General features: G+C 67.9%; 19 protein-coding genes, 1 tRNA gene and 1 pseudogene. 13 read left to right on the forward strand and 8 right to left on the reverse strand.

Annotation, left to right across the window (positions count from 1 at the left end):
* Window position 1 precedes the first annotated feature (1 nt).
* Both dnaK and H0S67_RS23615 read right to left on the reverse strand, forming a co-directional pair.
* Window positions 2-1,893, reverse strand: a pseudogene (gene dnaK / locus H0S67_RS12410) (molecular chaperone DnaK).
* Window positions 1,894-1,996: 103 nt separating this feature from the next.
* Window positions 1,997-2,812, reverse strand: a complete 816-nt coding sequence (locus H0S67_RS23615; protein ID WP_343050501.1) for an MEDS domain-containing protein — start codon at window positions 2,810-2,812, stop codon at window positions 1,997-1,999.
* A gap of 1,032 nt (window positions 2,813-3,844) precedes the next feature.
* Here H0S67_RS23615 and H0S67_RS23620 point away from each other — a divergent pair.
* On the forward strand, window positions 3,845-4,132 hold the full coding sequence (locus H0S67_RS23620; RefSeq protein ID WP_219635244.1) for a hypothetical protein: 288 nt from the start codon (window positions 3,845-3,847) through the stop codon (window positions 4,130-4,132).
* 372 nt (window positions 4,133-4,504) lie between these two features.
* Here H0S67_RS23620 and H0S67_RS12430 read toward each other — a convergent pair whose 3' ends face one another.
* A complete protein-coding gene (locus tag H0S67_RS12430; RefSeq protein ID WP_180933318.1) occupies window positions 4,505-4,993 on the reverse strand; it encodes a sensor histidine kinase in 489 nt (162 codons plus the stop codon).
* 483 nt (window positions 4,994-5,476) lie between these two features.
* On the opposite strand from H0S67_RS12430, the gene H0S67_RS12435 reads away from it, so the two are divergent.
* The 6 genes from H0S67_RS12435 to H0S67_RS12460 all read left to right on the forward strand — a co-directional run bounded on the left by H0S67_RS12435 (window position 5,477) and on the right by H0S67_RS12460 (window position 13,258).
* A complete protein-coding gene (locus H0S67_RS12435) occupies window positions 5,477-6,508 on the forward strand; it encodes an AraC family transcriptional regulator (protein ID WP_180933319.1) in 1,032 nt (343 codons plus the stop codon).
* 242 nt (window positions 6,509-6,750) lie between these two features.
* Window positions 6,751-9,117: an ATP-binding cassette domain-containing protein gene (locus tag H0S67_RS12440; protein WP_180933320.1), complete on the forward strand. Its 2,367-nt coding sequence runs from the start codon at window positions 6,751-6,753 to the stop codon at window positions 9,115-9,117.
* 65 nt (window positions 9,118-9,182) lie between these two features.
* Entirely contained in the window at window positions 9,183-9,374 is a 192-nt protein-coding gene (locus H0S67_RS12445) for a hypothetical protein (RefSeq protein WP_180933321.1), read from the forward strand.
* Between the two features lie 492 nt (window positions 9,375-9,866).
* Window positions 9,867-10,229 (forward strand): hypothetical protein, encoded by a 363-nt coding sequence (locus H0S67_RS12450; RefSeq protein ID WP_180933322.1) that lies wholly within the window; start codon window positions 9,867-9,869, stop codon window positions 10,227-10,229.
* A 995-nt stretch (window positions 10,230-11,224) separates the two neighbouring features.
* Window positions 11,225-12,136: a CPBP family intramembrane glutamic endopeptidase gene (locus H0S67_RS12455; protein ID WP_180933323.1), complete on the forward strand. Its 912-nt coding sequence runs from the start codon at window positions 11,225-11,227 to the stop codon at window positions 12,134-12,136.
* A gap of 519 nt (window positions 12,137-12,655) precedes the next feature.
* On the forward strand, window positions 12,656-13,258 hold the full coding sequence (locus H0S67_RS12460) for a hypothetical protein (protein ID WP_180933324.1): 603 nt from the start codon (window positions 12,656-12,658) through the stop codon (window positions 13,256-13,258).
* A 486-nt stretch (window positions 13,259-13,744) separates the two neighbouring features.
* On the opposite strand, the gene H0S67_RS12465 is transcribed toward H0S67_RS12460, so the two are convergent.
* The gene (locus H0S67_RS12465; RefSeq protein WP_246354701.1) at window positions 13,745-14,893 is read right to left on the reverse strand and encodes an IS30 family transposase; all 1,149 of its coding nucleotides are present in this window, start codon (window positions 14,891-14,893) and stop codon (window positions 13,745-13,747) included.
* Between the two features lie 151 nt (window positions 14,894-15,044).
* On the opposite strand from H0S67_RS12465, the gene H0S67_RS12470 reads away from it, so the two are divergent.
* Entirely contained in the window at window positions 15,045-15,278 is a 234-nt protein-coding gene (locus H0S67_RS12470) for a hypothetical protein (RefSeq protein WP_180933325.1), read from the forward strand.
* Window positions 15,279-15,364: 86 nt separating this feature from the next.
* Here the strand turns inward: H0S67_RS12470 and H0S67_RS12475 are convergent, their stop codons facing one another.
* From H0S67_RS12475 to H0S67_RS12485, 3 genes are all read right to left on the reverse strand, one after another.
* Window positions 15,365-15,556 carry a hypothetical protein gene (locus H0S67_RS12475; RefSeq protein WP_180933326.1) on the reverse strand — a complete coding sequence of 64 codons (192 nt, stop codon included), beginning with the start codon at window positions 15,554-15,556 and terminating at the stop codon, window positions 15,365-15,367.
* Between the two features lie 383 nt (window positions 15,557-15,939).
* Window positions 15,940-16,013 (reverse strand) — tRNA-Gln (locus H0S67_RS12480).
* A 71-nt stretch (window positions 16,014-16,084) separates the two neighbouring features.
* Window positions 16,085-16,366, reverse strand: coding sequence for a hypothetical protein (locus tag H0S67_RS12485; protein ID WP_180933327.1), 282 nt, complete (start codon window positions 16,364-16,366; stop codon window positions 16,085-16,087).
* Window positions 16,367-16,819: 453 nt separating this feature from the next.
* Between H0S67_RS12485 and H0S67_RS12490 the strand changes: the two genes are divergently transcribed.
* From H0S67_RS12490 to H0S67_RS12500, 3 genes are all read left to right on the forward strand, one after another.
* On the forward strand, window positions 16,820-17,212 hold the full coding sequence (locus tag H0S67_RS12490) for a hypothetical protein (RefSeq protein WP_180933328.1): 393 nt from the start codon (window positions 16,820-16,822) through the stop codon (window positions 17,210-17,212).
* Between the two features lie 179 nt (window positions 17,213-17,391).
* Window positions 17,392-17,727, forward strand: coding sequence for a hypothetical protein (locus H0S67_RS12495; protein ID WP_180933329.1), 336 nt, complete (start codon window positions 17,392-17,394; stop codon window positions 17,725-17,727).
* 98 nt (window positions 17,728-17,825) lie between these two features.
* A complete protein-coding gene (locus H0S67_RS12500; protein ID WP_180933330.1) occupies window positions 17,826-18,974 on the forward strand; it encodes an IS30 family transposase in 1,149 nt (382 codons plus the stop codon).
* A gap of 79 nt (window positions 18,975-19,053) precedes the next feature.
* On the opposite strand, the gene H0S67_RS12505 is transcribed toward H0S67_RS12500, so the two are convergent.
* A complete protein-coding gene (locus H0S67_RS12505; protein WP_246354702.1) occupies window positions 19,054-20,109 on the reverse strand; it encodes a prenyltransferase/squalene oxidase repeat-containing protein in 1,056 nt (351 codons plus the stop codon).
* A gap of 208 nt (window positions 20,110-20,317) precedes the next feature.
* Here H0S67_RS12505 and H0S67_RS12510 point away from each other — a divergent pair, with 208 nt between their 5' ends.
* Together H0S67_RS12510 and H0S67_RS12515 are read left to right on the forward strand one after the other, a co-directional pair.
* A complete protein-coding gene (locus H0S67_RS12510; RefSeq protein WP_180933331.1) occupies window positions 20,318-20,647 on the forward strand; it encodes a hypothetical protein in 330 nt (109 codons plus the stop codon).
* A 128-nt stretch (window positions 20,648-20,775) separates the two neighbouring features.
* Window positions 20,776-21,231, forward strand: a complete 456-nt coding sequence (locus H0S67_RS12515) for an NUDIX domain-containing protein (RefSeq protein ID WP_219635247.1) — start codon at window positions 20,776-20,778, stop codon at window positions 21,229-21,231.
* Window positions 21,232-21,282: the final 51 nt, after the last annotated feature.

Here is a 21,282-nt window from a genome sequence, read left to right on the forward strand (position 1 = left end):
GTCAGTGAGCGGTGAACTCGGCGTCGATGACGTCGTCGTCATCGCTCGCAGACGTATCAGCGGAGGCGCTGGCCGACCCTTCGGAAGATCCGCCGCCACCTCGTGACGGAGCGCTCAGCGCCTGGCTCATCTGGTGGAGCTCCCCGGTCAGGGCGCGGAGGCGGTCGACGGCTTCGTCGCCCTCGACCGCCTGTCGGGCCTCCTCGACAAGCATCTCGGCACGGGCGCGGTCGTGCTGGGGCACGGACGTCCCGCCTTCTTCGAGTGCCTTGCGCACCTGATAGGCCACAGAGTCGAGCTCGTTGCGAGCATCGACCCGTTCGCGCAGTGCGGCGTCCTCACCGCGGTGAGTCTCGGCGTCCTGGATCATCCGGTCGACCTCCTCCTGGCTGAGCGTGGAGGTCTCGCTGATGGTCACCTGCTGCTCGGCACCGGTCTCCTTGTCGCGCGCCGAGACGTGCAGGATGCCGTTGGCGTCGATGTCGAAGGTCACCTCGATCTGGGGCACCCCGCGGGGCGCGGGACGGATGTTCTCCAGACGGAACCGAGCCAGCACGCGGTTGTCGGCCGCTCTCTCCCGCTCGCCTTGGAGGACGACGACGTCGACCGCGGACTGGTTGTCCTCCGCAGTGCTGAAGATCTCGGTCCGCCGAGCCGGGATGGTGGTGTTGCGCTCGATGACCTTGGTCATCACCCCGCCCATCGTCTCCAGCCCCAGCGACAGGGGCGTGACGTCGAGGAGCAGCACATCCTTGACATCGCCCTTGATGATCGCCGCCTGGACAGCCGCGCCGATGGCGACGACCTCATCCGGTTGACGGTCATGTTGGGGTCCTTCCCGCCGGTCAGGCGGCGTACCAATGCCTGCACGGCCGGGATCCGCGTCGAGCCGCCAACGAGGATGACCTCGTCGATGTCGTCGGCGGTCACCTTGGCGTCCTCCATGGCCTGCTTGACCGGGCCGAGGCAGCGCTCGATGAGATCGGCGGTGAGCTGCTCGAACGTCGACCTCATCAGGTTGACGTTGAGGTGCTTGGGCCCGGAGGAGTCCGCGGTGACGAAAGGAAGGTTGACAGCGGTCTGGGTGACCGCCGAAAGCTCCACCTTGGCCTTCTCGGCAGCCTCGAAGAGACGCTGCAGGGCCTGGGAGTCGTCACGGAGGTCTATTCCGTTGGACTTCTTGAACTCGTCGGCCAGGTAGTCGACGATGCGGCGGTCGAAGTCGTCGCCGCCGAGATGCGTGTCCCCGGCCGTCGACCGGACCTCGACCACGCCCTCTCCCACGGTCAGGATGCTCACGTCGAACGTGCCGCCGCCGAGGTCGAAAACCAGCACGGTCTCGTTCTCGAGCTTGTCCATACCGTAGGCGAGGGCTGCAGCCGTCGGCTCGTTGATGATCCGGAGAACCTCGAGCCCGGCGATCTTGCCGGCGTCCTTGGTGGCCTGTCGCTGCGCGTCGCTGAAGTGCGCCGGGACGGTGATGACCGCCTCGGTCACCCGCTCGCCGAGGAACTTCCCAGCGTCGTCGACCAGCTTCCGAAGTACCTGCGCCGAGATCTCCTCCGGCGCGTAGAGCTTGCCGTTCACTTGGAAACGCGCCGCGCCGTCGGGGCCGGAGACCACGTCGAACGAGACGGTCGTCAACTCGCTGCTGACCTCGTCGTCCTTGCGTCCGATGAAGCGCTTGGCGGAGTAGATGGTCCCTTTCGGGTTCAAGATCGCTTGGCGTCGGGCCATCTGGCCGACCAGCCGCTCGCCGTTCTCCAGGAACGCGACCACCGACGGCGTCGTCCGGTTGCCCTCCGCGTTGGGGATGACCTGCGGCTGGCCCCCTTCCATCGCCGCGATCACCGAGTTCGTCGTTCCCAGGTCGATGCCGACTGCCCTGCCCATGACCACTCCATTCGCCGGAAGCACTTGTCCCGGCCATGCTTGCCGTGGCGCACGTCACCTGCATCCCGCGAACGGGTGCACTTGGCAGCCGGATCGCCTCCGACTAGCCGGTGGAGACGCGATGCCGCAGGGCCAGCACGGTCAGCTCGACTCGCGAGTGGATGTGGAGCTTGAGGTAGATGTGCTTGAGGTGGGCGTCCACGGTGTGGCGAGAGACGGAGAGATCCTCGGCGATCCTGCGGTTGGTTATCCCCCCGGAAATGCGGGAGGCAACCCGCAGCTCGGCATCGGTGAGCGACGACCACTCGTTGTCCGTTCCCCCCTCGCCGTCCGCGTCTACCTTGACCAAGGGATACCGGGTTGCCGCGGCAACACTGGCTGCCGGCGGGTACTCCGTCGCGTCCATGTAATAGGGGTTGTCGATCACCGTCCGGTCCAGCAGGACCTTGGGATGGGTGTGAAGTACTTCGACGAGCATGTCGGCCCCGAACTTCTTCAAGTCGTAGAGGCACATGAAGATGGCGGGAACCTGTTCGACGACGCGGTTGAGAGCCGACTCATAGAGGAACAGGTCGTCGCAGCCCGGGGCCCAGGGCATGTCCCACGACATCTCACCGGCGGCCCGGAGCAGGTCGAAGTCGTTTGCGATCGCCGCGTCCACGCTCTCGGAGAGGAACTGCATCATCTCGTCGACGCTGAACTCACCCGAGCGGAGATAGGCGTCAGATGCTCGTGCGACGTCGAGCTGCGCCGATCGTCGAGAGTACTCCGGGCCGGGCTGTCCCACGAGCCGATCCCTGACCAGCGCCGGCTCGACATCGTCGATCAGGCACAAACACTTGTCGCCGTGGCGCAGCCCTCGTCGAGGAAGGGAATCAACAGCCCGTCGCGCTCGGCTGGGCCCGAGTAGAGCCCGCAGAAGTGCGTTCCTGGGCTGACACCTCCGACCCCGGGGATCCCGAGCTCAGACTGTTCATGGTGGCCACCGTTCGCCGATGCCGAGGGAGAGATTCGACACTACGCGCATTCGGCACAGGTAGCCGGGATGTTCCGGGTTATCTTCCGGAAGGTGGAAAGTACGGTGGAGCGTGCTCGCAAACGGGCATCCGAACGTTTCCCGGGGCGCTCGACCAAGGTTGAGGCAGCGGACAGGGGACGGGGACGGATGTCGTATGTCGCGTTGCTCGACCGGGGGTCTTCTGTGGCCGCGGTGGGTACCGAACCCATGTGGAGCCGATCCGGGTTGGACTTGTGGCTGATCCTGCCTCGCCGACCGCGATCGCACGTCGTATGTCGGACCTGGACCCGCCCGACCATGGCGAGGCCTGGGACATCACGGTTGTGAGTGAACCGTTCACCACCGGCTCCGAGGACGTCGGGATTGCGGTGGGTCGGCTGCAAGCCCGGGCCCGTGAACAAGACTGGGATCTTGTCGTCGGCCTGACCGAGCTTCCGCTCCACGACCACGAGGGTCGGCACCTGCTGGTCCAGACCGATCCGGAGCAACGGACCGCGGTCTTGTCACTGCCTGCGCTCGGCGGACTCCGTATGCACTCCCGCGCCCGCCGGGCGGTGCGCTCGCTGGTCAGCGGCATGGCGAACCCGGAGGCGGACGAGGGGCACCGGGTGGCTCTCCCGCCTGTGCGCGGCCGCTGGCGCCTGCTCATGGGCATGGTCCTCGCCAACCGTCCGTGGCTGTTGGTTCCCGGGCTGAAGTCGGCGCTCGTGGCGGCGCTGGCGACCGGCGCCGTGGCCACGGTCAACTCGACGGTCTGGGTGCTGGCGAACTCCTTGTCGTGGTGGCGGCTGGTGGTCGCGACGATCGCCTCGATCGCTCTCGTCGTCGCCTGGCTGGTGATCGATGGCGAACTGTGGGATCGCCCCGAGGACGACTCCCCGCGGTCGCGGCACAGGTCGCGCTTGTACAACGCCCTCGACCCTGCTGACCTTGATGACCGGTGTGCTCATCTGTTACGTGGCGCTCTACGTCGTGAATCTGGCGTGGGCGTTGTTCGTCCTCGACCCCGATCTGATGGGGGGCTACCTCAACGCCCGGCTCGGCTACGGCGACCTGTTCGTGCTGGCCTGGTTCGTCGCGTCTGCAGCAACCGTCGGCGGTGGCCTCGGGTCCGGCCTGGAGTCAGACGAAGCGATTCGTGCCGCCGCCTATTCCAAGCGCGAGGAGGACCGGCGCGAGCGCCTCGCAGGCGACCCGAACCCTGGACGATCCGCCCGTTGACGGCCGGATACTCGGAGGCCGAACGCACCGCGGGCGGGCCGTCACGGCCGGATCGGCAGCCATCGCGCGACACGACCCAGCTGGACGCGCTGACCGAGGTCGTCCCTGGGTCGTCAGGTGCACAGCCGTTCGCCTTCGGGACCGCCCGTCTTGGACAAGCCGGCCGACCACGCGGTCGCCACGGACTGCCACGGCGCCGGCCCGGGCGTGCGCTCGACCGACAGCTCGAGGCAGGCCGTCAGGCCACCCCCGCGCCTGTCGGTGAGGGTCAGCCGGCCGCCGTGCGAGCCCGCGACCGTGGCGGCCACAGCCAGCCCGAGACCCCGGCCGCCGTCGACGAGTCGGGCACAGCCGTCCTCCCGCTCGAAAGGTCTAGTGAGGCGTTCCCGGTCGCGCGGGTTTGATGCCGCGTTCCCCTGTCTCGGATGCAACACTGACCGATCCTTCGCTGCCGGTTACGGAGACGTCGACGGTTGCGCCGCCGCCGGCGAGTGGCGCGAGCGCGTTGTCGAGCAGTTCACCCACCGCGCGACGCACGTGATGCCGGTCGATGGAGCAGACGTGGACCTCGTCTGTCTCCACCTGCAGCCGGATCCCCTGCCGGTGTGCACTGGGCCGGTAGTCGGCAACGACGTCGCTCACCAACCCCATGAGGTCGACCTCCCTCCGGGCGGTCCTGTCGGCGCACGCAATGTCAACCAGCTCACAGATGCCCAGCACGACGTCCTGGAGTCTCCCCCCGGCTCGCTGCAGGCACTCGATCGAGTGACGTGCCTCGTCGGGAAGGTCGAGATGCCCCTCCCCGAGGAGCTCGGCGTGGCCGAGCATTGCCGTCAACGGGGTCCGCAGGTGGTGGTTCACCGTCTCGGCGAGGGAACGCGCCGGGTCGTGAGACGCTGGTCGACCGCCCACCGTCATCGGTCCCCTCGGGGCGGTGGGACCCGAGGCTGCCTGCCTGTCCGACATTCGTCCCCTCCTTTCGACGCGGCTTCGCCCGTAGTCCTGGCCCGACACGCTCCGGTGGTGAAGTCCGTCGGCGCCTTGCCCCGTGCGGGGGGTTGGGGCAAGGCGCCGATGAGAGCCTCGGAACGGAGCCCTCGACACGAGAATGACGCAAGTTGGCAGCCCTGTCGGCGATCCTCCGGACGTCCCGCGCATTCCGGCCACGAGGCCGCGTCCAGCGGCCCCGGGTCCACCGTTGGGGCTTGGCCCTGTCACCTACGATGGCTGTCGGAACCGGGCCGGCTCACCATCTCGGAGCTCGGCGGTAGTTCCACCGCCGAGTTGACGACCGGGGGCGATCCGCTCCGCTGTGCGACTCGGGACATGGCAGGGAGAACGACGATGGACGGCGACACCGCCGTACGCCAGAAACCGGCGTCTGACGGGCACGAAGGCGCACGGCAGGAGAAGCATTACACGCGCCGGACGACCGACGACCGGGACGAGGCGGAGCAGCTCATCTCCGAGCTCTACCTGCCCCACCGCCTGGATCTCTCCCGCGGCTCGGCACCCCTGGAGATGGACCTGTCCGGCCTGCGCCTGGGCGCGCTCACGGCCGGACGACTGTCGTACGGTCGCCGGCTACGACTGCGCACCGCGGATGCGGAGAACTTCCACGTGAATCTCCCAGTTCGGGGTCGTGCGGCTTCACGGAGCGGGTCCGGCGAACCGGTGGCGACGCGTCCGGGCGAGGGCCTCATCTTCTCGCCCGGGGCCCCTGCCGAGATCTCGTGGTCGGCAGACTGCGAACAGCTCTGCCTGATGATTCCGCGTGCCTGCCTGGAGGCAGAGCTCGAGCACCTGCTCGGCCGGACGCTGGGGCGCCGACTGAGCTTCGAGTTCCAGGCAGAGCTGCAGAGCCCCGTGGGGCGACGCCTCCAGTCGGTGTTGGACCTGGTCATCGACGAGCTCGACCACCCGACCGACCTCGGCACGAACCCTGTCGTCGGCCGACACATCGAGGGCCTGGTGCTCGACGCGCTCCTACTCGGTCAGCCCCACAACCACAGTGACACCGCCACCCGACCGGGTCGCAGGGGTCCGGGCGCAGCGATCCGGCGCGCCATCGAGATCGTCGAGGAACGGCCTGGCGAGCCGTGGTCGACGGTCCGCCTTGCCACCGAGGTGCACCTGAGCGCGCGGGCGCTGCAGGAAGGGTTCAGCCGAGATCTGGGCACACCGCCGATGACCTACCTTCGCCAGGTGCGACTGCGTCGCGCCCACGAAGCACTCCGGAACTCGATGCGCGACACCACGACCGTCCGCGCCGTGGCCACCAGCTTCGGCTTCATGCACATGGGGCGTTTCGCCGCCGCCTATCGAGACGCCTTCGGCGAGAGCCCGTCGGAGACGCTGAACCGCCACCTGTCCTGACCGGTTGACGTTCCCGTCGCCCGGCGGAGCTGTGGCACTCGTGCACGACACAGGCCCGCGATCCTCCTGCCCGACCGGGGACGCCGCACGTTTCACCGGCTCGCGACGTGGAACGAGCGCCGGGAGGACGGCCTCCTGGGCGGGCGACGACGTTCCCGGAGGTCGCCGAGCGCATGGAGCGACTCTTCGCTCGGATTGGCTGCGGTGCGGGTGCGCACGTCCCCATTGGGTACGAAGCGCGCGTGACTTCCGACGAGACCGACCACTTCGTGCGCGTCCGTGGCGCCAGCGAGCACAACCTGCGCAACGTCGACGTCGACATCCCGCGCGATGCCCTGGTCGCGTTCACCGGAGTGTCGGGCTCGGGCAAGTCGTCCCTGGCGTTCGGCACCTTGTACGCCGAGGCACAACGCCGCTACTTCGAGTCCGTGGCGCCGTACGCGCGCCGCCTGCTGCAGCAGGTCGGTGCCCCGCACGTCCAGGAGATCACCGGCCTCCCGCCGGCGGTGGCCCTGCAGCAGCGCCGCGGAGCACCCACGTCTCGTTCCTCCGTCGGCACCATCACCACGCTGTCGAACCTGTTGCGGATGCTCTACTCGCGGGCGGGTGACTACCCGGCCGGGGCCGGTCGCCTGGCAGCCGAAGCGTTCTCACCCAACACGGTGGCCGGTGCCTGCCTTCGCTGCCACGGGCTGGGTGTCGTCCACGATGTGACGGAGGAGCTGCTGGTCCCGGACCCGTCGCTGAGCATTCGCGACGGAGCGATCGCGGCGTGGCCCGGCGCCTGGCAGGGTGCCAACCTGCGCAGCATCGTGTCCGGGCTCGACATCGACATCGACCGTCCGTGGAGCAGGCTGCGGAAGAAGGACCGCGACTGGCTGCTGTTCACCGACGAGCAGCCGTCCGTCCTCATCAAGCCCGAGCGTGACCGGATCGACCACGGCTACTACGGGAAGTTCTGGAGCGCCCGCAAGCACGTCATGCACGTGCTGGCCGACTCCACGAGCGAGCGGATGCGGGAGCGGGCACTGCGGTTCGTCGAGGACGCGCCCTGTCCCGAGTGCCACGGCAGCGGGCTGCGGCCGGAGGCGCTCGCGGTGACCTTCGCGGGTCTGTCGATCGCGGAGGTCAACTGCCTGCCGTTCGCCGAGGTCGTCGCGCTGCTGCGGCCCGTCGCCGAGCTTCCCGAGGAGACCAACGAGGTGGCGGTGCGGATCTGCGCGGACCTGGTCGCCCGAGTGGAGGTGCTGCTCGACCTCGGTCTGGGGTACCTCAGCCTCGGTCGGAACTCGACGACCCTGTCGCCGGGTGAGGCGCAGCGGCTGCGGATCGCCACCCAGCTGCGCTCCGGGCTGTTCGGGGTCGTCTACGTCCTGGACGAGCCGTCCGCGGGCCTGCACCCGGCCGACGCAGCGCCGCTGCTCGACGTCCTGGACCGCCTGAAGGCATCCGGCAACTCGCTGTTCGTCGTGGAGCACGACCTCGACGTCGTACGGCGTGCGGACTGGGTCGTCGACATCGGCCCGGGGGCCGGTGAGGCCGGCGGCCGAGTGCTCTACAGCGGCCCGGTCGCGGGTCTCGAGGAGGTCGCCGAGTCAGCCACCAGCGCCCACCTGTTCGGGCGCGCCGAACAGCTGGCGCACACCGTGCGCGCCCCGCAGGGCTGGCTCCAGCTTCGCGGGATCTCCCGCCACAACCTGCAGGACGTGTCCGTCGACATCCCGCTGCGCGTGCTGACCGCCGTCACCGGGGTGTCCGGGTCCGGCAAGTCGACCCTGGTCAGCCAGGTGCTCGCCGAGGACCCGGCGGCCCTCGAGTCGTTCGACCGGCAGGTGCTGGTCGACCAGCGCCCGATCGGACGGACGCCACGATCCAACCTCGCGACCTACACCGGGATGTTCGACGCGGTCCGCAAGCTGTACGCCGCCACGGACGAGGCGCAGGCCCGCGGGTACGGTGCCGGCCGCTTCTCCTTCAACGTGGCGGAGGGCCGCTGCGAGACCTGTCAGGGCGAGGGGTTCGTCGCCGTGGAGCTGATGTTCCTGCCCGGCACCTACGCCCCGTGCCCGGCCTGCCACGGGGCGCGGTACAACCCCGAGACGCTCGAGATCACGTACCTCGACAAGACCGTCGCAGACGTGCTCGCGCTGTCCGTCGACGACGCTGCGAAGTTCCTGGCCGACGTGCCGGCTGCCGCCCGGAGCCTCGAGACGTTGCGTGACGTCGGGCTGGGCTACTTGCGGCTCGGCCAGCCGGCGACCGAGCTCAGCGGCGGTGAGGCGCAACGCATCAAGCTCGCCACCGAGCTGCAACGCGCCCGCCGCGGCCACGCGCTGTACCTCCTCGACGAGCCGACGTCCGGGCTCCATCCCGCGGACATCGTCCTCCTCCTGCGCCAGCTGCACCGGCTCGTCGAGGCCGGCAACACCGTGGTGCTCGTCGAGCACGACCTCGACGCGATCGCCACCGCCGACTGGGTCATCGACCTCGGACCCGGCGGGGGGGACGCGGGCGGCCGGGTGGTCGCGACCGGAACGCCGTCCGACGTGGCGAAGGCCGCGGGAAGCGCGACCGCGCCGTACCTCGCCCGACGGCTCGACCGGACCTGACCCCGTCTCCAGGCGATCCGCGAGTCACCCGCCCACTACGCGCGCAGTTGTGATCTCCTTCCGCCATGCGTGGTCTGGGGTCCGCTCTGCTCGGTGTGTTCTGCTTCGTCCTGGCTGGCTTCGTCCGGGGGTCGGAAGACATCTTCAGCCGTGACCCAGAACTGCATGCGGCGGCGTCGTACGGGCTCGTCGCGTGTGGTCTGGTCGCGATCCTCGCAGGTGGAGTGGCCATCGGTATCCGGCTCGCCCGCGATTGATTCCGACCTCCTCTGTCGCACAAGGTGCGCGTGGGCGCGCGCGGATCTGCCCCCGATGGTGCGTGGTCGCGCGGGAGCGGAGCTTGGGTGGCGAAGCGAACCAGGTACGCCGTCGAGTCATTGCGTAGCCGGAGGGAAAGCACCACGTCGTAGCCCGCACGTCGACACGGTCTTCGCACAACCGCGGGGTGGTGAGCCCGGAAGGCTGGCATCATCATGGTCCGAAGCGTCCACGGGGGACGCCCGGCGACGGGGGCTGGAGTGAGCGCGGACGTTGCTGTTGAGTCTCTCCCTGAACGCCGAAGTCCCAAGCCCCGACAACGTTCCGTTCGGCGCTACCTCGTGGCCGCGATCGTCCTCACCGTCGTGGGCGGGGCCGTTCGCGGTGCTTGGTGGTGGACGCATCCGCGGGCCTTCTACGCGGCCCCGGAGTCACCCAGTCTCGGACTTGGAGAGAAGGAGACAGCGGGCGGTCCGCCACTGCACGTCGCGATGGCCTACCCGCTGCACGGTGTCGACGGGTCCGTCACGCTGACCGGCGTCGAGCCCCATGTCGTGGCGAACAGCGCGCATGCAGTGCTCACTTTCGAGGTGTGCGTGCCGACCGCCCGAGGTTCGATCGGCTCGGCGACCGGAGATCTTTCCCGGTGGTGCGACGTGGTCGCGGACCTGGATGGCGCCACGCTCCCGCTGGGTCTCAATGACACCCATCGGCCACGGCCACAGGTCATCATGACGATTCACAGCAGCCAACCCGGCGAACTCCGAGTGCAGGGCATTGATCTCGACTACGAGTACGGCCGGCAGAGCGGCACCCAGCGCGTCGGCGAGTACGTCTGGCTCCGCTACGACTGAGGAATGAGCCACATCCGGTCACCGGAAGAATCGCAAGATCCTCGGGACTGGGGTGCGCCATCGGCGGCAATTGCGGGGATGCAGATGCACACCCATGAGATCAGGATCCGCGGCGTGGGGCCGCTGCTATGTGGCGGAGGTCAGGCACCCTTCAGGTCGTGGTCGACCAGGTAGCACCAGCCCGGGCGCGCGAGCAAGCCTCCCGTGCGCTCTCCCTGTTGCCGAGCAGCTCCCGCCTGCAGGGGCTGGTGGCCGTCGTAACAGTCCTCGGACTCTTCGCTGCACTCTTCGCGCTGTGTCGGGGGGTGGATCAGCGGGCGGACCGGGGGCGCCCGATGTACCGGGACGTCCTGGCCATGGCCTGGGTCCAACACATCCTTCTCAAGGATGGCGAAGGGATCGTTCCTGCCGACCTGTGATCCGGCGACCGCCTCACGCCCGATGGCGGGGCAGTTGTCTCCCCCGGCGTGCACCTTCGGGTGACCCCGGACCACGACGGCTTCTGCGTCCGAGGCTGGAACCAGTACGGCGAGACGACTGAACGGGTGTGCGGCGCCGCCTCCACGCGGCCCCCCGACCTCGGAGCACTCGCGCATCTGGACTGACGCGTTCGCGAGTCGACGAATTGGCCGAACACGCTCATCTGCCGAGTTGTGCCCGGTCCTGCCGACTCGAAGGGCGCCCTCCACCGTGACGTCATGGCTTCGGTCTGCCCGGCCGCCGCTTGGTATGACGTCCCCGCAACGTCGTACGTCCTGGTCGCTGGGACAGCCGCCACGTCTGACGTCTGCGCCAGACATGGTCGCTGGCGCGGATCTACCGCTGGCTGCACGCTCGTGCCGATGTGCGGGCGCAGGCGGGGGCGGGTCAGGGGTTCCTCAGGGGCTGTCCCGATGGTCGTCGTTGGGCTGATGAAGCACGTTGGTTATATGGGCTCCCTGAGCGCGCCAGACGCCGCCGCAGAGTCGATGAATGTTGATCTACCACCTCGCCCAGTGCTGACGTTCTGGCTGATCGCAGTCGCTCTGGAGGTGCTGCTGGGCATCGCATTCCTCCTGACCGGTGCGGATGGAGCTATCGACAGGGGGCTGTCCAAGGCCGGGATCGACTTCAGCTCCGACCTCCTCACAGCGGTCCGCGTCGTAGTGGTGTACCCAGCCGCGTTCCTCGGCGTCACCTTGGCGCTTGCTCAGGTAGCCGCGCCTGACCTCGCCGTGTTCATCGTTGCCCGCATACGCGGCGGGCGCAGGCTGCTCCGCGCCGTCGGTAGCAGGTTTCGTCCGTGGTCGAACGAGGTGGGGGCACGTAGAGGGATCCGGATCTGGATCACGGTGGTCATCGTCTTCTCGGCGTGCAACCTGATCAGTGGGCTTCTCCACCGGGCCTTTGTGGCGCAGGACTTCACGTGGCACTTCTCGTGGAGCATGCTCGCGTTGCTGCCCGTGGCCATGCTCCTCGACGCAGGCGCACTCCTGGAGGAGAACGGCTGGCGCGGCTTCGCGCTTCCCGTCCTGCTCCGAACCCGAGGGCCATTGGTCGCCTCCCTCATCGTGGGCTTCGCCTGGGCCTCGTGGCACTTCCCTGTGAAGTACGACGCCTTCACCGACTACGGCCTGTGGGGAGGGTTGGCCTACCTGGGCGCCTTCACGATCAAGATCGTTGCGTTGTCCGTGGTGATCACCTTCTTCTGGGCACGCGCCGGCCAAGCCACGCTGCTGGCCATCGCGATGCACGGCCTGTCCAATGACGTGGCCCGAGTCGGCGGGCTGGTCGACGGGACCACCTGGCAGTCCTCCGCGATCAGCGAACTCGACCTCGCCGTCCCGTTCATCATTCTGGCGCTCGTGCTGGTCCCCTACGCCAACCGAACGGGCTGGGGTGACCTGGCCCCGCTTGGCAGTGAATGAGCCCCGGCCATGTCAGCGCACACCTGCCGCATAGTGTGCGCGTCGAACCCACACCGACAGAGCGACGGAGCGCCCTCCCCCACGTGGGGAGGGCGCTCCGATGTATGTGAATCAGGTGAGGTCCACGTAGCCGCGCGCCGCGCGCTTGAGGACTTCGATGTCCTCGTCCGCTACGCCCGCCTCGGGGTCCACCCAATCCGCTGGCCGGACCGCATCCGACCAGGAGCAGCGACGGCGCGACAACGAGGACCAGCCAGTGAGAGGAACGCACAGGCACAGGATGGCTTGTGTCAGCCGAGCACAGCGGGAGCGACATGGCGGATCGCGGCACGAAGGAGGCATCCGTTCACGTGCCGCATAGCGTGCGCGTGGGCGCGCGGAGCTGCCGCGGTCCGCGCGCCCGGGCCGATGCGCGGCAGGTGCGACTGAGCGACCTGCCAAGGTAGCTGTGCCCGGGCGGGCGAAGCGGCCACGCTCCGCTCGGGTGCGGGCACAATGCTGGAGTGCCCACTCTCGTACGTGTACCCGTGGCCGGCCCAGGGGCGCGCCGATCGGCCCACCGATGAGGACGAGGTCGCTGACGTCGCGATCCGTGGCTGCCGGTCCATCGCGGAGCTCTACAGCGAGGCCATCGCGGAGCTCAGGCTGGCGAACCGCGTCAGTGAGCTGCGGCTGTTCATCCGCCACGATCCGGAGCTCGAGGACGTGCGCGCAACTGTGCAGGTGGACCCCGTTCGGGAGGGGTTCGAGATGGCGCACGTGCACGTGCCGACCGGGCTCGCCGCTCGCACCGCGCAGCTGAGGGCGCGCCTGCTGCTGGAGGCCGTGCACGGGCTGGTGGGCCGGCTCTCGGTCGCGCGCGGCTGGGACGCCGCCCCTCTCGAGGGCTGCCGACGGCAGGTGCTCGATCGTGGCCTGGAGTATCGGTGGAGCTCGACGCCGAAGGCGTCCCCGGACCGGCGACACGAGTCGCGCGCCGAGTTCAGGCTTCCGGCCGACGGGTACGGCCGCGCCGCGGCGAGCATCGGTTGCGGGCCTTCGTGGATCAGACCGACTCGTCCCTTCCGGTCGGGGACCCGGGGCCGCTGGCCAGAAAGAGCGCCGATCAGGTCGTGGCCCTGATGCGTCACCGGACCGGTCTGGGCCCCCATCCGGAAATTGCGTCGCCTTAACGCTCGCCCCGCAGCGCTGAAGGCTGCGCCCGGACAGCGCCGCTCCATCCACGGGACGACCGGATCTGCCGAGATGCGGTCGGGGCGGCCCAGCGCATAGCCCGTAGGGGAGATTGTCGTTGTTGACGCGTGGTCACGGTCCCGGACAGTCCCGTCAGCAAGCCGTCCCCCGTCGTCGGCGTTCTGATCACGCTCGCTGCACTCGTCGTTGCTGGGCTCATGGCGGCACTTAGCCTTTGGCTTATGCCCTTCGCAGGCCTGGCTCTGATGACCGTCGGATGGCTCGGCCTCACACGCGGGGTCCCACGTGGACTGGCGTACGTCGAGGGGCGCAGGACTGCTGCTGCTCGTGCTCAGCGTCTTGGCGTTCGCCGCCCCTCCGGCGCCCGTGGCAGTTCACTGACAACCGCCCGGATCTGCCTGCGGGCTCAGGCGGTCAACGCAACACCTCGGCTAGTGCTTGGGATGGTGTCTTGAAGCCGAGGGTTTGTCGAGGTCGTCCGTTCAGCTCGTCGGCGATGGCGTCGAAGTCGGCTTGGGTCAGGGTCCGGAAGTCGAGGGTGCGGGGCAGGTACTGGCGAAGCAGGCCGTTGGTGTTCTCGTTCGACCCGCGTTGCCACGGTGACTTGGGATCACAGAAGTAGACCTCGACTCCGGTGGCTTGAGTGAACTTGGCGTGCTCGGACATCTCGTGGCCTTGGTCCCAGGTCAAAGTCCTGGTCAGCGCTGCTGGCAGGTTCGTGATCTTCGCAGCCAGTGCATCGGCGACCAGATCTGCCTTGTGGCCGTTGGGCAGCGCGACGAGCATCACGAACCGAGTCGAGCGTTCGACCAGAGTCGCGACTGGGGTCATGCCCTTGCCGAAGACCAAGTCGCCCTCCCAATGACCCGGCACAGCGCGATCCTCGGCCTCAGCCGGCCGCTCGGAGATGTTGAGGATCCCGGGCCGGCCACCACGACCATCAGGAAGCCGGATCCCTGCCGACCGCCGAAGTACTCGCTTGGTCCGCAGATAGGCGGTCAGCTCTTTGCGCAACGCACCGCGGGACTGGATGAACAAGGTGCGGTAGATCGTCTCGTGCGACACCTGCATCTCCGGTTCATCTGGGTAGGTGGCCTTCAGCCAACCCGCGATCTGCTGCGGTGACCACCGCTGCCTCAGCTTCTCCGCCACGATGTCACGCAGTAGCGGCCGGCTGGCCAGCTTGCAGGTCTGGGGACGCCGAGCTCGAGCCCACGCCTGCTCATCTGCCCTCGCCGCGCGGTACCGACTCCGCCCGCCGTGCCCGCCGACCTCACGACTCACCGTCGACGGCGCCCTGCCCAAGCCGGCCGCGATCGTGCGCAACGACCATCCCGCTGCCAGACCCCTGGAGATCTCCTCGCGTTCGAGCAGACTCAACCGGCCCGTCGAACGCCGTCGAGCAGCCGGACGGATCCCGCCACACCGCACCAGGTAGCCATGGACTCCGCTGGTCGACAGCCCCAACGCACGAGCCGTCGGCTTGGCCGCATAGCCCGCCCGCAGACGAGCCCAGATCTCATCCTCAACAGCCGGCGTCACCCGGTGATAGCCACGTCCCATCGCAACCTCCTCGAATCAAGGAAGTGTTGCGCTGACCAATTGAGACCGCCCCGCCCTCGGTGCGCGCGGTACTGCCGATGAGCGGTCGCACACATCCTGCTTGTTGGAGACTTACGCCATGAGTCGAGAGTCAGGGTTGGAGTTCCTCTGCATGGACGAGTTCCTCGTCTGCTACGACTACGGCTCTGGTGGGCTGTGGGGCATCCTCACCGCTCCGTCCGAGGACGCCGTCCGCGCCAAGTACCCCGAACTCACGATCGCCGAGGTTCGTCCACCGTGGATGGACGACGAACACATCGGCCAGTTGTACGCGGAACCCCTCCGACTGGACGACCCACCAACGGGCTTGCTGGCCGCTCTGGTCGCCGACCGCGAGCGAACGTAACGACCGCCCCGATGTGCGGTCGATGGCCGAGCGAGTCCTTCGATCACGAAGATGGCGGCACTACCGGACCGCGAAACCCTGGCCCGCTACTCGCGCTTGCCCCCGAACACTCGCTTGGCGACAGAGCCGGTGCCGAAAGCAGCGAACAAGGCGACAAAGACCGCCGAGGGAATGGTGCTGGAACTCGAGTCGACGCTGTGGAAGGTCGCATCGCCTCCATAGATGCCAACGAACAGCACGGCCACCCACATAGCGACGATCGACACCGTGGCCCACATCTCGCGAACAAGGATCCGTGAGGCCCAGCCTTCACGAGGGGACCGCACTGAAGACTGATCTTGCAACCTTGTTGTCATGATTGCCTCCCAACAGGTCCACTCCTAGCCTGGACCGGTTCATGAACCGCACCTAGAGCCGAACGTCAGGTGCCGCGTAGGCAAAGGCCCCGAGCGGCTACTTTCAGCGACAACGAGGCTCGCCACTGTCGCGCCAACATCCGCCCACGCCGCATCGCGTGCGCGTCGGCGCGCGGATCTGCCGCGTTGAGGACGGCTACGCTCGCCCGATCATGCCGCGATCCGCGCGGTCCTGCCGGTGAGCGGATGTCGTTCGACGCCAGCACACCGTGGCGTTGACCAGCCGCTGAACGGTCGCTGGAAGTTGGCCCCCCCGCCAGGATTCGAACCTGGACTACCTGAACCAAGGTCAGGCGTGCTGCCATTACACAACGGGGGGTTGCAAGGCTCTCCGCTTGCTGCGATCCGAGCGCGCACTCATGCCGACAAGCGAGCGTTTGCGGACGCCGGTCAGGCGTCCTTCGGGACGCTCGTCCGAACGGCCCTGTCGTCGCGAGCGGTAGTAGCCCGGGGGGTCAGGAGCAGGCTTACAGCCACGTAGACCACAGCGACGATGGCAAGGGCCCACAGGGTGTGCATCAGGTGGTTCGCCGCGTTGTAGGTGTCGGTGGCGTAGGTACCTTGTGCCGTGATGTCCTCGCGCCAGTGCCCGGCCCAAAGTCCGAAGAGGCCAAGTGCTACGGCTGCACCGATGGCCCGCCGGAGAAGGGCGTCGTCCCGAAAGAAGCGCATGGTCGGGATGCTAAGCGAGCGCCGCCAAGTAGTTCCGCACTTCGCCTGGATCTGCCGCTGATGGCACGCTTCAACTACCGATGAGGGGTCGGCGGCAAGCGGGGCGCGGCATACTTTCCTCCACGTGACCGTTGACGACTCGCGACGGCTGGACCTGTCCGGCCCTGTCTCTGCGCCCAACGCTCCGATGGAACAGCGGTGTCGTGGGGGTTGCACGGTCCCGAACCAGCGTGCGACGTCAGATCTGGCGTCTGGCTGAGCGCCGTGCGGGCGTGCCGCGTGGCAGCTCTGGCGGTGGCCGCGACCATCGTCGCGGGTTGCCACCAGGCAGTCCCAACGCCAGAGACAGGGACGGGAGCGTCGGCAACGAGCACTACGAACACCTCGGGCCGGCTGCGGTTCAGCAACGGGAAGGCTGGCGGCGTGCCGCCCTCCGGTTTCGGACGAGGCAATGTGCCTGCCGACCAGCCGCTTGCGATGGTGACCTACACCTTCTGTGCCGAGGGTGGCCCGGTTCGCCTCATCGGCATCACGCTGAAGGACGCTACGAACCTGACTGTGGTCGATTGGGGCGTGCGCGACTACCCACCGCTCGGCGTCGACATCGGCGAGTGGAACGGTCGAGTCCTCGGGGACAAGTCGTTCTCCCACGACCCGGTTCCAGGTCCCTGCCGTCACCCGCAGAGGCTCTCCGAGCTCGACATCAGCGTCAATCGGAGTGGTGATGAGGTCGGCATCGCTCACGGCTTCGAGGTCGAGACCTCAACCGGAAACCTGTTCGTCCGCATGCGGATCATGCTGTGCCCGGCGGCTTGCCCCGACTCGAGCGACATGAGCTTGCCCTGACGCGCTCCCTCCATGGAGCAGGGGAAGCACGGCGGACCTGCCAGGCGCCGACGGCGCTGAATCACGCCCTGGGTCCCCACGGGTGGAATACGCAGAGCAACGCACTCATCTGCAGTTGTCCGTGCGCGATCGTGCGATGAGCGAGCGGCCGGCCGTCCAGTCGGTTACGGTCGCCGTCCATGCACGAAGAATCGACCGAGTCGCCTCCCAGCCAAGATGAAGCGCGTCCCGTGGGCCGGCGCGAGGATGCTGTCTGGTGGGCAACCAGGGTCGGTCTTGCCCTTAGCTCGGTCGGTCTGATTGACGGCTTGATGATGGCGCTGCAGAGGAAGGTGGCTGACTGTCCGGACGGCAAGTACTTCCCGGAGGGCGCCACGGACCTCAACTGCTACGTGCACCCGCAGGGCGGACTCGGCACTGCTATCGCCGCGCTTTCCGTCGTGCTCGGGATCCTGGTCGTGTTCTGCAGCATGGCGGCCAGAGCAAGCCTTGAAGTCCGCCCACCATCGCTCTGACCGGGGAAGACCCTTGTCACGTCAAGGTCTCCAACGCCCGCTCACGGCGGCGGTCTCAATTGGTCAGCGCAACACTTCCTTGATTCGAGGAGGTTGCGATGGGTCGTGGTTATCACCGGGTGACGCCGGCTGTTGAGGATGAGATCTGGGCTCGGCTGCGGGCGGGCTATGCGGCCAAGCCGACGGCTCGTGCGTTGGGGCTGTCGACCAGCGGAGTCCATGGCTACCTGGTGCGGTGTGGCGGGATCCGTCCAGCTGCTCGACGACGTTCGACGGGCCGGTTGAGTCTGCTCGAACGCGAGGAGATCTCCAGGGGTCTGGCAGCGGGATGGTCGCTGCGGACGATCGCGGCCGGCTTGGGCAGGGCGCCATCGACGGTGAGTCGTGAGGTCGCCGGGCACGGCGGGCGGAGTCGGTACCGCGCGGCGAGGGCAGATGAGCAGGCGTGGGCTCGAGCTCGGCGTCCCCAGACCTGCAAGCTGGCCAGCCGGCCGCTACTGCGTGACATCGTGGCGGAGAAGCTGAGGCAGCGGTGGTCACCGCAGCAGATCGCGGGTTGGCTGAAGACCACCCACCCAGATGAACCGGAGATGCAGGTGTCGCACGAGACGATCTACCGCACCTTGTTCATCCAGTCCCGCGGTGCGCTGCGCAAAGAGCTGACCGCCTATCTGCGAACCAAGCGAGTACTCCGACGGTCGGCAGGCATCCGGCTTCCTGATGGTCGTGGTGGCCGGCCCGGGATCCTCAACATCTCCGAGCGACCGGCTGAGGCCGACGACCGCGCTGTGCCGGGTCATTGGGAGGGCGACTTGGTCTTCGGCAAGGGCATGACCCCAGTCGCGACTCTGGTCGAACGCTCGACCCGGTTCGTAATGCTCGTCGCGCTGCCCAACGGCCACAAGGCAGATCTGGTCGCAGACGCACTGGCTGCGAAGATCACGAACCTGCCAGCAGCGCTCACCAGGACTTTGACCTGGGACCAAGGCCACGAGATGGCCGAGCACGCCAAGTTCACTCAAGCCACCGGAGTCGAGGTCTACTTCTGTGATCCCAAGTCACCGTGGCAACGCGGGTCGAACGAGAACACCAACGGCCTGCTTCGCCAATACCTGCCCCGCACCCTCGACTTCCGGACCCTGACCCAAGCGGACTTCGACGCCATCGCAGACGAGCTGAACGGACGACCTCGACAAACCCTCGGCTTCAAGACACCATCCCAAGCACTAGCCGAGGTGTTGCGCTGACCGCCTGAGCCCGCAGGGCATAGCGTGCGTCGCGCCGCCCTCGGTGGTGCGCCTTGCTTGGCTGCTAGTGGTGCTCTCGTCACGACGCCGGGCTCGCGCTGACGCGGTGTGCTGAGGCGTCGTACCAGCGCAGCACCCGCAGCGCCCTCAAGGTGTTCCACCGGCTCGGCGTGCCGTCGGGTTCCTCGAACCGGAAGTGGACCGCGCCGGCGTGAGTGTTCTCGAGCAGCCAACGTCCGTCGGGTCGGCGCTTGTCGCGGACCAGTTCGATCGCTTCGGCCAGCCGCGGATCCGGAGTGCCACCACGCCGGGCGAAGTACTCCGTGGCCTTGAGCAGGTCGTATTGCCAGCGTGGGGGGTAGGAGAACAATGCCCACTCAGGGTTGACCTCCTCGCCGGTCCGTAACGACCGGAAGAGGTTGCGCCGGAGCAAGTACTCCTCGCCGTTCCGGCGAGCCCGGCGAACCTCCTCAGATCCGCCGGTACGGCGCTCCCAGCTCAGCAGGGCGTCGATCACGGCCAGGGTGCTTGCGAAAGATGACGGCGCCGGGCGCGTCTCAGCCCAGCAGTTCCAGCCGCCGTCCGGCATCTGGTCGGCCAGAAGCCGCTGCACCACCGGGTCGACGTCGATGCCCAGGTAGGTACCGATCAGGATCGTGCCGGCGTTGATGCAGCAGTCCACCTCGCCGGCAAAGAACGGCAGCCCGTCGTACTCCCAGCGGCAGTTGCGAGCCACCAGGTGTGCGGTCTCTCGCATCACCGGACTGTCCGGGGGTGTGCCCAGGTGGCACAGGTCCAGCAGGACCGGGTACGTCGCGGTCCACGGCTGGCCCGGCTCGGCATCCGATCCGTCGCTCGGCGCCTCGGCCGTTCCAATGTCCGCCGACGGCCAGGGCGGGGGTGGCTCACCGGCAGCCAGAGCCCGCGCAGTGTCCGCTGCGAACGCCGCGGTATCCGGAAAGCAGGCCCCGTTCGCCCACAGGCCATCAGGAGCCCGCAGCGCCAGCAGCCGAGCACCCCAGCCCTCGTGCTCCACGCGTGCTCGTTCGCTCGCCACTTCGGCCTCCGAGGCGTCGAGGAGGTCGCGCAGCACCTGCCAGCGGATCGCCGGATCGCCCTGCAGGAGCCACTGCACGACAGGATCTTCCTCTGCCACCGGCACCGTTCGTGGCTGGTAGGGGCCCTGATCCTCCGTCGACTCCATCCCTGAAGATTAATCGGGAGAAGCGCACGCATCTGCCGCAATGCATACGCTCGGAGGCTCACGCATGCTGCCATCCCGTGGACTGACCAACTCACACGTTCCGAGGTCCAGCGGTCGCGCGTGCGGGAGGATCTTGTCCATGTCTTCCGTCGATCGGTGGCCGATCCGGGAACCTGGGACCTCGGGCGTTGGCTATGCACTGTTGTCGAATCTTGGTGTCGCGGCCTTGTCATTCGTCATCGGCGCGGTCTGGTTTGGATACCGAGACTTCGGCGGTTACCACCCCGCAGCCCTCCTACTGCCCGCCATCGCAATGGCCGCAGTTTCAGCCGTGGTCGGTCTCGTCCTGGTGTCGCGTCGAGCGTCGCGACGTCTGGGTGCAGGGGTCCTCGGTGGCGTCCTGTTTGCACTGGTCGTGGAGATCGGCCTGCTCGGCCTCTACATCATCCAGGTCGTCAGTCCTGAATGACGGCCGGTCGGCAGAGCCGGCGTGGTGTCCTCAACTGCCGCGTCGTGCGCGCGTCAGCGGGCGCGGATCGCTCACCGATGGAGCGTCTTGTTGCGACCCGAGACCGGGCTGACAGGCACACTTGACCGGTGGAGACTCTCGGCACCAAGGAAGTGTTCGCCAACCAGTGGATGACTGTCCGAGAGGACACCGTTCGGCGACCAGATGGCTCTGTCAGCTCCTACGCAGTGATCGACGCCGCTCCTGTCGCCCTGGCCATTCCTGCGGACGGCGAGCGCTTCCACCTCGTGGAGCAGTACCGCCACCCAGTTGCCGGCAGACGGTGGGAGTTCCCGTCAGGCAGCACAGACCCGAACGTCGACCCCGATGCCGCTTCCGTCGCCGCACGAGAACTCCGAGAAGAAGCAGGGCTTGTCGCGGGCAACCTGACGCCACTCGGCACGCTCGACATCACTCCCAGTACGTTCAGCCAAACCTGCGCGGTCTTCCTGGCCACCGACCTGGCCGCAGACGTCCCACACCGCGATCCGGAAGAGCAGGACATGCAGTCCGCCTGGTTCACCGCTCGCAGGTCGAGCGCATGATGAGGGACGGGACCATCTCGGACTCGAAGACCATCGCCGCCTACGCGCTGC

The sequence above is a fragment of the Nocardioides ungokensis genome (genome assembly GCF_013466985.1).
Lineage (GTDB): Bacteria > Actinomycetota > Actinomycetes > Propionibacteriales > Nocardioidaceae > Nocardioides > Nocardioides ungokensis.